Here is an 11,653-nt window from a genome sequence, read left to right on the forward strand (position 1 = left end):
GGTTAAGGCAAGAGTCATAGGGTAAACGAACGGAGCAAGAGGCAATAAAAATGCGACCCTAGGGTCGCATTGCGGTGTTTATTCAAAACGCGAGCATTATTGTGGTAACCATAGTCGAACCAACAGGCCACCGTCACTGCGATTGTGCATACTAATACTGCCATCATGGGCTTCAATAATTTCACGGCACAGAGGTAAACCAAGCCCTGTACCCGATTGTTTAGTCGAGTAAAACGGCAACAACGCTTGCTCTAAAACTTCGCCTGACATGCCAGTACCGCGATCCTCGATAACAATACTAAAACCCACACCATCCACTAAGGTTTGTTGCCGAATCGACAGGGTGACATCCTCAGGGTTTGAACCCGATTCATGGGCATTTTTTAGCAAGTTGAGAAGCACTTGCTCCAACTGTCCTTGATCGAAATAGCCATCGTTTTCAGGCAAATCATGCGTAAGTTTAAAGGGATAATGCTGGGTTAACTGAGTCGTAAATTGTGCCCAATTCACCTGACGCCGCTGCGGGAGCGGCAACTTAGCAAAGCGGGCATAGTTGAAGATAAACTGGCTCAGATGACTGGTGCGATTCTCTATGGTATCGAAAATCAGCTTAAGTTTTGGATTATCCAGATCTTTAGTCAGTAAACGCCCCGAGTTAACCATAGAGGCGATGGGCGCCACTGAGTTATTGAGTTCATGGCTAATAATGCGGATCACTTTCTTCCACACTGCCACCTCTTGACGATTAAGCTCACGGGTCATCTGCTTGAGCAATATCAAGTTATGTTGTTGGTTATTCAATAAAAATTGGCCGCGACTCAGATACCAAGTTTCCACATCATCTTCGCCCATGGCAAAGAGGCCGTTCTTTTCATGTTTAAGCGCCAAGGCCAATACCTCAGGCAAGTCCAGCAGCAATTCATCTAGGCTCATGCCTTCCATTTTGCCCTTTTTATGGAATAGGTGACGCGCCGCATCGTTGGCGTAAATGAGTCGCTGATGGTCGTCGAGCAATAGCATCACGTTGGGAGAGCTTTGGATCACCTTATCCAGCAACAACTCTCGCTGGTAAATGTATTGCCTTTCTTGGCGTAATTTTGCCGCAGAATAATTAAATAACTGGGCCAAGGTTTGTAGCTGACCTTCACCATGTTCTGGAATACTCACACTAAAATCATTATCGCTAAAGTTCAGCAGACCTATTTCAAGGGAATCCAAGCTACGACCCAGATGCCGTGTTAACCAAGCGACACTTAGGCCACACGCGCCACAAGCGAGCAATAACACCAGTAAAGCTTCACCTAAGGTTAAACTCGAGACTCGCTCGATCTCTGCTATTTCAGTGGGTGCCACAGGGGATGCTGGGGCTTTGGGCGGTAAAATCGAGAGCGGTTCTACACGTAAAGGCTCTGCAATATGGGCGCTGAAATTAAACTGCCCTTCTTTAAGTTGTTCTAACTTGAAGAGTTTTATTTGTAACTGTTCTTGCTTAAGTTGTTCAAGTTTTTGCAGTTCAGCCTTAATCTGCTCGGTCCTCTGGCGCGCTTGCATGGCTGCCGCTAGCTGCAATTGTTCAGTATTTTTAAGGGCAAGCTCAATGGCAGCAGTGGTTTTTTCCAGATCAGCAAAGTCGAGTTGTACATTCACATCGGGGATTTCGATTGCCTTAGATGTGGCGACAGCCGAAGTTTCAGGTGAGATATATTTCACCAAGGCAAAACTAAGCAAGACGCCAAATGCGCAGCAAACCATTGAATAAATGATAATTTTAGTTCGGATTAACACTGACATTCCTTAATCGATTGCCTTTCTCTCGCCTAGAAGCTGAAGCTTAGAATCTGTGACCTAGTATCTGAGACTTAGTATCTATGCCCTAGTAGCTGTTGCCTAGAAGCTGCTGTCTAAAAGCTACGAACTAGCATCTGCACTTGGCCTATGACTTATCTAAACCAAACTTATCCATGCGCCGATACAGCGCCTGACGACTGAGCCCAAGCGCTTTGGCGACCCGAGCAATCACGCCATGGTGCTGTTTTAGCGCCGCTTCGATATCTTCTCGACTCACTTCTATCGCCTCATTGGCAGACAGTGCTTGACCGCGGTCAGAGTTATCAGCAAAAGTGACATTAGCGGGAATAGAATCAGACGCATAAGCTGGCTGAGGATCAGATTGTCGCTGTTCAAAGATGCGCGGATCAGATTGTCGCTGATCAAAGCGTTGAGGCTCAGAAGCTGCCGAAATATGGGAAGTAGCAGCTCTTACGGCACTCACGACAGGTGCTAAACCAAAGTCAGTTTCAGTCAGAACACGGCTTTGCGCCAACAATACCGCTCGCTTACAGGCATTTTCAAGTTCACGCACATTACCCGGCCAGCGATGGTGCAATAACGCCTGCAATGCCGGTTTACTCAAGCTAAACTCGCTACCGATAAAATGCTGCACTAAAGGCAAAATATCATCGGTGCGTTGATTCAGCGGCGATAGCGCCAGTTCGATAACATTTAAGCGGTAAAACAAATCCTCGCGAAAACGCCCTTCGGCAATATCTTGGGCCAGATCCGCATTGGTCGCACTGATCACCCGCACTTTCACTTTTTGGGTTTTATGGCTACCTAAGCGTTCAAATTCACCGGTTTGCAGCACGCGCAGCAGTTTTACTTGGCCAGATAAGGGCAAGTTACCGATTTCATCTAAAAACAGTGTGCCACCGTCGGCCGCTTCAAAGCGACCAATACGCGCTTTAGTCGCGCCCGTAAAAGCCCCTGCCTCGGCACCAAACAACTCTGCCTCTAATAAATCCATCGGCAAAGCGCCGACATTGACCTTGATAAAAGGCTTGTTTTTTAAGGGAGAATTAGCATGGAGAATATCGGCAAGCTTGTCTTTACCCGCACCATTAGGGCCAGTGATGAGGACCGACACATCGGAGCGTGCCAGTTGCAAGGCTAAATCAATGCAACGCTGCATCGCGCCGCTACCAAAGACAATCCCACAGAGGTCCGCATCGGCGATCGCCACTTGGCGTTGATGATTCACCCGCTCGAGACGATGGTTAGCACGGGAGAGTTTATAAAGTGCGATCAAATTGGTAATGCTATTGAGCACCTTAGCGTCATCCCAAGGTTTACCCATGTAATCGGCCGCGCCCGCTTTGACTAATTCAACGGCGGTTTCGAGTTGGGTCCACGCCGTCATCAAAATGATCGGTAGATCCCCTTGGCGTTCACGCAGGGCGTAGAACAGCTGCTTGCCTTCCTCGCCCGAGGTGGTATCTCGGGTAAAGTTCATATCTTGGATCACTAAATCCACATCTTGCGTCGCCAATAACCCAAGGGCGTCCTCCGGACTATGGCAAGTCAGCACCCGATAATCATTAAGCTCTAGCATCAAACCTAGGGCTTGGCAGATGGCGTGATTGTCGTCGACGATGAGGATAGTATCCATAAGTATGAGTGTTGTCCTATATAAAACTATTAACCGTAAAGTAACAAAAAGTGCAATAACATCCTATTGTTATCGCACTTTTATTGGGCTTTTATCGTACCTTGAGTGACATCAAATATTTCGCTATACGCTGCGGGTTGCCGTTGCTGGCGAAATATTTGCCGCCTTACGCGCTGGTAGGTAAACCGCTAGCGTGGTGACAATAAACAAGCCTGCCACAGTAAATAATGGATAACTTAAGTCCAACATAGGCAAGCTATAGATTTTCATTAACTGCTGCCCTAACTGTATCGCTAACAAGCCACCCAACACGCCTCCCGCTAAGCAAATCAAATAATTTTCTACGAGGAAGTAACTGACAATGTCGCGCTTTTTCGCCCCCAGTGCACGGCGGGTACCTATCTGCTTAGTGCGGCGCTGGATATTAAACATCACCATACCGGTTAAACCGAGCGAGGTGATCAGCAGCAGCAACACTACCATCATGATCAACACGGTAATCATCAATTTATGATCGCGGTATGAGCTATCTTTTAACGCCTCGATTGACTTAAAGCCATCGAGAACTCGGTTAGGATTCTCGGCCAGCAACGCTTTTTTTATCGCATCTTTAAGCTCGGCGTGAAACTCAGGTTTGGCCCGAACCATGTAAGAACTGCTGCCATAATCCACATTTTGAATCACACTGTTTTCAAGGCTAGAACTGTCAATCCACGCGCCTTGCAGTTTATCGACAACCCCTATCACAGTGATCTGTGCATCTTTACCCTCGTACAACACTTTGCCAAGTGGTGATTCATCAGGCCAAATCGCTTTCGCTAACGCGCTGGAGATGATCGCTAATCGGCTCGGGCTATCGAGATTGTCCTTAAGTTCATGGGGGTAAAAGTTACGCCCTTCAATCAGCTTAAGGCCTAAGGTCTCAAGGGTGTGATCTGTCCCTAAGTACATGGCAAATTGCGGTGTCGATTTAGCGCTATCCGGATCGGGCCCCAGATTGAAGGTGCTCGACCAGCCGCCACCGCTTAATGGCAACATATTGGTTGAGGTCGCATCAATCACATTGGGTAGCCCACGTAAAATTTGCTGATCAATTTTGTTTTGCGCGGTTTTATCGATCAATGGATCGAAGTTGAACAAGCTAAAGGTCAAGACTTCAGACTCTTCGACTCCCGAAACGCGCTGCATCAGGGCTAAACGCTCTTGAATAATAAAGCTCGCGTTCGCCACAATTGCCACAGACAAAATAATCTGAATAAGCAGTAAGACAGGACCGCTTTTACTGCGCAACAAACTGCTGAGAATAGGTTTAATATGTAACATAATAAGTCCCTTACTGGCTTTTCAGATAAACGCTAGGTTTAGTCCGGCACACGACCCACGCGGGATACAAGCCAGCCAACAAGGCTGTGCCTACCGCAATACTAGGAGTGATAATCCACATACTCGCCGATAAATGGGTTAACCCCTTCGAGACCTCAAACTGTGCCGATAAGCCGTAAAGTGACGCGTAAGCCCAAGCGAGTCCCAGTAAGCCGCCTAATAAACCTATCATGCCTACTTCCACCATATATTGAGCGAAGATTTGGGCACGGCTAGCACCGATTGCGCGGCGTACCCCAACTTCAGGCGCTCGCTTGAGGAACTTAGTGAGCATTAAACCTAATATATTGACTAAACAAACACTTAAAAATAGTGCGCTCAAGCCAACCAAGATTTTATTGTCTTCAGGCACCACATTATTGTATTCAAGCCAAGTCGCGACATCGGAGACTTTGACTGAGTCAGCGGCAGATTTTTTATCGGTAAAGCGGCCCAATGCTTTTTGCTCCGCCACATAATTACTGAGCCAAGAACGGTAACTGGTTACTGCATCTTTATTGGGTAACTCAACCCAATACAGCAGCCACACTTTTTCAGAGTTAAGGCGATCGCTGTAACTATTCATCGTCTCAAACTTCCAACCCGAGGTGTTACCCCATACATCAAACTCTTCGATAGGTGTCAGCGAAAACGGCACAAAAATTTGTTCAGTGTCGTTAAAAGCACCGTTAGTGGGATCATAATATTTAGGCTTAGGGTCCCAGGCTTTAATCACCCCCACTATTTGATAAGGTTTACGATTAAGATAGATAACCTTGCCGACACTGTTTTGGCCCGCAAACAGCTTTTGATTGAGTTTATCGTTAATCACCACTTGATAAGCAGGTTCAGTGTCTACGGATTTATCCCACACATTGCCGTACAAAAATGGCACGTCAAACAGCTTAAAAAAGTCGCTATCTGTCACCCGAATACTTTCTAAAATAGGCGCGAAATTGACATCCTCAGTTTGCAGCGCCATCCCAGTGCGAAACATCGCCGCTTGGCGTTTAGGTAAGGTATTGTTGCGCAAATTCATCGCATCTTGATAAGTCACTAACGAGTTAAGCTCATCCCAAGAATCGGGACCTTGGCTCCAAAGCTGTACCGCATTTAACTCATCTGAGCGTTCACCCGCAGGATTAAACGACATCATCTTGTAGACGTTTAACGTGGTGATTGTGATGCCAATACCTATCGAAATCGCCAACACCATCAACAGCGACAGCACTGGGGTTTTCTTAATGCTGCGCCAGGCTAAATCAACATAATAAAAAAACATAATGCGTATCCTTAGTCAGCGTTGGCGACAAGTTTATCTAATGGGTGCGAAGCTGCAGTTTTCACACTGCCATGGGGCTGATACATAGTAAAATCACACACTTGACCATCGACGATTTGAATATTGCGCTGGGCACGGCGAGCGAGTTCAGGGTCGTGCGTCACCATGATAATGGTCGTGCCCGCTTGATTGATATTTTCAAGTAATTCCATCACTTGGCGCGCCATTAAGCTGTCGAGGTTACCTGTTGGTTCATCGGCGAGCAGAAAACGCGGTTCACCGGCTAATGCGCGGGCAATCGCCACCCTTTGTTGCTGTCCGCCCGAAAGCTGAGTGGGAAAATGCTTGAGTCGTGAGGCTAAACCCACTTGTTCTAATGCTTGTTGTACGCGGCGTTGGCGTTCCTTGGCATTAAAACCACGGTAGCGCAGCGGCACTTCAATATTCTCAGCCAAGTTAAGGTCGGGAATTAAGTTAAAACCTTGGAAGATAAAGCCGATTTTCTCGTTACGAATGGCGGCGCTCTTGTTATCGCTCAGGTTAGACACGTTGATGCCATCGAGAAAATAATCACCGTGGGTAAAACCTTCAAGCAAACCCGCGATATTTAAAAACGTGGTTTTACCTGAGCCAGAAGGACCCGTTACCGCAACAAACTCGCCTTCATTCACTTCGAGGTTAAAATCGCGCAGGGCGTGGGTTTCCACTAAATCCGTTTTAAAAACCTTGCTCACACTCTTCATTGATAACATGTTAATTTCCTTAAAATAATCAAATCAATTTTACGCCCTGACGCTGCATCTAAACGACGTGATGCATGGCAGCGTCATCAGCCGAAAAATGGCTTAACGACAGATTCTACAAGCCACACAAAAACGCCCAATATAAGGTCGGCACTTTCGAGTGAAACCTCACCCACTTGGCGAACCTCCTCCAATGGATTGGTCCATTCCAAGATATTCAGTCCAAGGAAAAACCAGCTATTGGCTTCACCGATACTCAACTCCACCGCGACCACCAGCAGCAGTAAGGCCAACACGCCAAACATTTTTGATGACATCAACACACTGAAATCAAATTGTTCATCACGCATATTCGGCTCCTATTCTTGTCCATGTCGCAGCAGGTTTCGTCATTCACCTTGATCGCTGCGCCGTTATATTCATCAGATTGGTTATTTAGTAATTTACGAATATCGGTCATCAATGAATCCTGACCTGTTCTGCTTGATTAAAAGGTTCGACGCTGGATATCACCCACTCATCTCCGGCTTTACCGCCTTCGAGCACTTCGACTTGGCTCATGCTGGTACTGCCGAGTTTTATCTCGCGGCGGCTGGCTAAATCGCCTTCAATTTGGTAAGCCTCATTGCCACCACCGCTAGTCATAAAGGCGCCGCGTTTTACCATTAGTACATCGGGTCTGTGCTCCAGTAAAACTCGGGCAGAGATACGTTGGTTCTGACGCAGTTTCAAGCTGTTATCTTGAACGAACTGCACCCTTGCGGTCACTTCACGGTTACGCACTTCGGGGGAGATGGACGATAACTTGCCCATTAACTTCACGCTGCCGAAACTCAGCTCAACTTCCATGCCCAAACCTAAATCGTCGGCGTAAGACTCTGGCACCGCAAGTTCGGCCTCATAGGCACTTAAGTCCACAACGGTTAGAATCGGTTGGTTAGCGCTAAGGCGGGTTTTCTGCTCTGTGATCCAGTTGCCGATAATGCCGCCCACGGGCGCTCTGATATTCAAGGCTTCAACTTGGCGTTCGAGTTCATGCACGGCAAGGGTTTGGCGCTCGACCTCTAAGGCTTTATTTTTAATTTCGAAGGTGAGCGTGTCTTTTGTTAGCGCCACTTCCTGCTCGGCATGGGCAAATTTAAGCTTAGCCTTGTGTAAATCGTCCTTACCTTTCTCGTAATCGATTTCACTGATCAGCTTATTTGTAATTAATAACTCACCCCGGCGGCGCTCCCTGTCTGCGGCTTCTAAATCCACCGCGGCCATGTCTAAGGTTTGATTTACTTGCAGTTGATCGCGTCTCGCGTCCAACTTGGCACGCTCTAAAGCACTCTGCATTCCTGCCAAAATCGATTTAGCCTGCTCTAGCTGATTGGTTAATCTTGGGCTATCAAGCTTGGCAACCACATCGCCTTTATTAACGCTATCGCCAGGATTACTCAGCAGAGTGACTGTGCCTTCCTCAGTGCTATACAAAATAGGCGCATTCGCCGCCACAATTTTACCTGTGGTCGCAACATCGCGGGTTAAGGTTCCAACAAAGAGTTTTGCGGTAGTGATGTCGCTGCGGCTTAAGGATTTGCTCACGTTATCTGCGCCCAAGCTCGCCCACACTAAGGCGCTGACCAATAAGGCGCAACCGCCGATCAACAGAGGTAACTTAAGACGTTTAGTGGTCGATGGCACAAGTACAGTATCTTGGCCGCTAGTATCTTTAATCATGGCTTTACTCGCTTCCCTGTCGGAATTATCAGTGCCGGAGCGCAATCAACGGACACTATTGGAAATCTATACCATAGAGATAGCAAAGCCTATGCCAAATCAGTAAACACATATTATTCATAACGTTAACCTTGGTTTATTGATAAAAGTGTCCGCGGACACTGGGGTTTAAATCGAAAAGTGTCCGCTGTAGATTAATCAAAAGTGTCCGATGCTAAAAACAGTGACATAGCGCGAGCCATGCGGCTAAGCGCTTCAATTACATGTCCTAACAGATTTATTGGCCGAAACGACCGAGTTTCCCTTTACAGTAAAATCCTTGCCACATAAGATCCTGCCACCCTCGCAGCAAAAACGATCAAAAGACCAAACCCTATGACCACAATAACAATCACTCGCCCAGACGACTGGCATATTCATTTAAGAGACGGCGCCCAGCTTAAAGATACCGTGCGCGACATCAGCCGCTATATGGGCCGCGCCATCGTGATGCCAAACTTAGTGCCCCCCGCTATCGATACCGAAACCGCACTGACTTATTACGACCGCATTAAAGCGCAGGTGCCAGCGGGCTCACAGTTCGAACCTTTGATGGTGTTGTATTTAACTGACAAAACCAGCCCAGATGAAATCCGCAAAGCCAAAGCTTCGGGTAAAATTGTCGCCGCGAAACTCTACCCTGCGGGCGCGACGACCAACTCGGATTCCGGCGTAACCGATTTGAAGAACATCTACCCCGCCCTCGAAGCCATGCAAGAAGTCGGCATGCTGTTTTTAGTGCACGGTGAAGTCACGGATTCATCGATTGATATTTTCGACCGCGAGCGCGTCTTTATCGAAAATATCCTCAGCAAAATCGTTGCCGATTTCCCAGAACTTAAAATCGTGCTTGAACATATCACCACTAAAGATGCGGTCGATTTTGTCACCCAAGCCTCTGATAATGTGGCCGCGACTATTACAGCCCACCATTTGCTGTATAACCGCAACCACATGCTGGCTGGCGGTATTCGCCCACATTTTTACTGCCTACCGATTTTAAAACGCAATACCCACCAGCAGGCGTTATTGGCCGCTGCAGCAAGCGGTAGCAAGAAGTTCTTCTTAGGCACAGATTCGGCGCCCCACGCTAAAGATAAGAAAGAAGCCGCCTGTGGCTGCGCGGGTTCGTACACGGCCCATGCCGCAATTGAGCTGTATGCCGAAGCCTTCGAATCGGTGAATGCGCTAGATAAACTCGAAGCATTTGCAAGCTTCAATGGCCCCGATTTTTACAATCTGCCACGTAATGCCGACACGATCACGCTTGTTAAAAAATCATGGGATGTCCCTGCAACTTACCCGCTGGGCGACACTAACGTAGTGCCGATTCGTGCAGGCGAAGCCATTGATTGGCAAGTTGAGTAAGCCTTAAGTCTTTAACATCAGGTCGCCTACGGGCGACCTTTTTTACACCCTAGGTTCATTTTGATTTTCAATCCAACTTATTACCTTTTAAGAGAAAATATGTATGCAAACAAGGATGTTGTTCTCGGTTTTATCCTCAAGCCTGTTGCTTGCTTCTACGCTCCCATTACATTCCTTTGCGGCCAATGAACTGACGGGGATCTGGCAGGGACAATTAGGCAAAAGCAAAGTCAGCGTCTGCTTTAATCAATATGGAACAGGCAGTTATTACTATCAACGCTACTTAACGCCGATAAGGCTCGAGCAGCAAGATGAACTGTGGAAAGAAGAAGGCAACACGGGAAACTGGCAGTTTGATACTGCCACGCCACAAAAACTGAGCGGCCATTGGTTTAAAGATAGCGCGGGTAAATCGTTCCCCGTAGAACTTGAGCGAGCAATCAGCCCAGATGATGTAGAAGATTGCGGCGCCGATGCCTATAACCTGCCACTAGAAACCACGCCAAAACTCAGCCGAGGGAAATGGCAACCCTATGAAAATATTGAGTATCGCCCGCTGACGTTCGGTACAGAAGTAGGGATCGAATTTAAAGGCCCACAAACGGGGATCTTGGCGATTAATCAATGGCTTGAACATAAGCTCACCGATGAAGCCCAACTAGCACAAACCTTTGACACCCGCCGCAGAATGCTGGCACAAATGGGCAGTTTTGTGACTGACGAAACCTTTGCCGAGCCGATTTTTATTAATCAGCATTGGCTCAGTGTGCGCCTATATCGCTGGGCCGCAGGTTATGGCGCTAATGGTATCAATCAAGAGTTTGTCAGTTTCTCCCTTAGCGATGGCAAAACTTTCCACCCGTGGCAGTGGTTTCTCGCCGATACCAAACCGCAAAGCATGCTCGATGGTATGAGCCATCCTTTGCCCCAAGCATTAAGGGAAAAATTGTTTGCAGGTAAAGAGTTAGATCCAGAATGTCCTTCATCAGACGGCTCGGGATATTATCAGCTCACCCTTGAGGCAAAGACCATCAAATTCTGGGAAACACCCCGCGGCGATGGATGCGAACAGGAGTTTGTCCTGAGTCCGCAGGAGGCGATGCCTTTCGCCACCCAATGGGGACAAACACAGCTTAAGTTGTTGTAATAAAAACATTAGGATAGTGAATATGACGGAAACCACAGGCATCGGTGCAAGTGCCAGAACTAAAGCCAAAGCAATAGAAAGCTCACCCGAAGCGCTGGTTCAAGCTCAGCTTGAAGCCTACAACCAGCGCGATCTCGCTACTTTTGTCGCCCAGTTTAGTGATGATGTGTGCATCTATCGTCCACCCGCAACAGCGCCCGCCATCCAAGGTAAAGCCGCTTTTAGTGACTTCTATCAGAATGAACGCTTTAACCTGCCCAACTTACATGCCGAAATAGTCAGCCGTATGGTGGTGGGCAATAAAGTCGTCGATCACGAACGCATCAGCGGGATTAGGGATCAACCCTTTGAGGTAATGGTGGTGTTTGAGATTAATGATGGGTTGATTCAAACCATGTGGAGTTTTGCAACCAACTGATTGGGTTGGTTGATAATCAAGCTCCGCTTGACCAACGTCGTGGGGCTTCACCCCACACCCGACCAAAAGGGAAAAAGCGCCTATTCCCCTTTTGGAAATCCCCCGGCGTCCCTAGCGAAGTTACATG

10 protein-coding genes are annotated in these 11,653 nt (G+C 47.6%); 3 read left to right on the top strand and 7 right to left on the bottom strand.

What is annotated here, in order from left to right; genetic code table 11:
• Positions 1-96: 96 nt before the first annotated feature.
• From Q4Q49_RS06120 to Q4Q49_RS06150, 7 genes are all read right to left on the bottom strand, one after another.
• Positions 97-1,785 carry an ATP-binding protein gene (locus tag Q4Q49_RS06120; RefSeq protein ID WP_311998892.1) on the bottom strand — a complete coding sequence of 563 codons (1,689 nt, stop codon included), beginning with the start codon at positions 1,783-1,785 and terminating at the stop codon, positions 97-99.
• A gap of 148 nt (positions 1,786-1,933) precedes the next feature.
• Positions 1,934-3,445 (bottom strand): sigma-54 dependent transcriptional regulator, encoded by a 1,512-nt coding sequence (locus tag Q4Q49_RS06125; RefSeq protein WP_311998893.1) that lies wholly within the window; start codon positions 3,443-3,445, stop codon positions 1,934-1,936.
• 123 nt (positions 3,446-3,568) lie between these two features.
• Positions 3,569-4,768 carry an FtsX-like permease family protein gene (locus Q4Q49_RS06130; RefSeq protein WP_006085859.1) on the bottom strand — a complete coding sequence of 400 codons (1,200 nt, stop codon included), beginning with the start codon at positions 4,766-4,768 and terminating at the stop codon, positions 3,569-3,571.
• Between the two features lie 10 nt (positions 4,769-4,778).
• The gene (locus tag Q4Q49_RS06135; protein WP_311998894.1) at positions 4,779-6,089 is read right to left on the bottom strand and encodes an ABC transporter permease; all 1,311 of its coding nucleotides are present in this window, start codon (positions 6,087-6,089) and stop codon (positions 4,779-4,781) included.
• Between the two features lie 11 nt (positions 6,090-6,100).
• On the bottom strand, positions 6,101-6,841 hold the full coding sequence (locus Q4Q49_RS06140; protein WP_311998895.1) for an ABC transporter ATP-binding protein: 741 nt from the start codon (positions 6,839-6,841) through the stop codon (positions 6,101-6,103).
• A gap of 77 nt (positions 6,842-6,918) precedes the next feature.
• Complete coding sequence (locus Q4Q49_RS06145; RefSeq protein WP_311905130.1) at positions 6,919-7,182, bottom strand: hypothetical protein; 264 nt, start codon at positions 7,180-7,182, stop codon at positions 6,919-6,921.
• Positions 7,183-7,291: 109 nt separating this feature from the next.
• Complete coding sequence (locus tag Q4Q49_RS06150) at positions 7,292-8,554, bottom strand: efflux RND transporter periplasmic adaptor subunit (RefSeq protein WP_259512195.1); 1,263 nt, start codon at positions 8,552-8,554, stop codon at positions 7,292-7,294.
• A gap of 375 nt (positions 8,555-8,929) precedes the next feature.
• On the opposite strand from Q4Q49_RS06150, the gene pyrC reads away from it, so the two are divergent.
• The 3 genes from pyrC (at position 8,930) to Q4Q49_RS06165 (ending at position 11,526) form a co-directional block, all read left to right on the top strand.
• Entirely contained in the window at positions 8,930-9,961 is a 1,032-nt protein-coding gene (pyrC, locus tag Q4Q49_RS06155) for a dihydroorotase (protein WP_012586965.1), read from the top strand.
• A 103-nt stretch (positions 9,962-10,064) separates the two neighbouring features.
• The gene (locus Q4Q49_RS06160; RefSeq protein WP_311998896.1) at positions 10,065-11,108 is read left to right on the top strand and encodes a hypothetical protein; all 1,044 of its coding nucleotides are present in this window, start codon (positions 10,065-10,067) and stop codon (positions 11,106-11,108) included.
• Between the two features lie 22 nt (positions 11,109-11,130).
• Entirely contained in the window at positions 11,131-11,526 is a 396-nt protein-coding gene (locus tag Q4Q49_RS06165) for a nuclear transport factor 2 family protein (RefSeq protein ID WP_311998897.1), read from the top strand.
• Positions 11,527-11,653: the final 127 nt, after the last annotated feature.

This window comes from Shewanella sp. SP1S1-7 (genome assembly GCF_031932105.1).
Lineage (GTDB): Bacteria > Pseudomonadota > Gammaproteobacteria > Enterobacterales > Shewanellaceae > Shewanella > Shewanella baltica.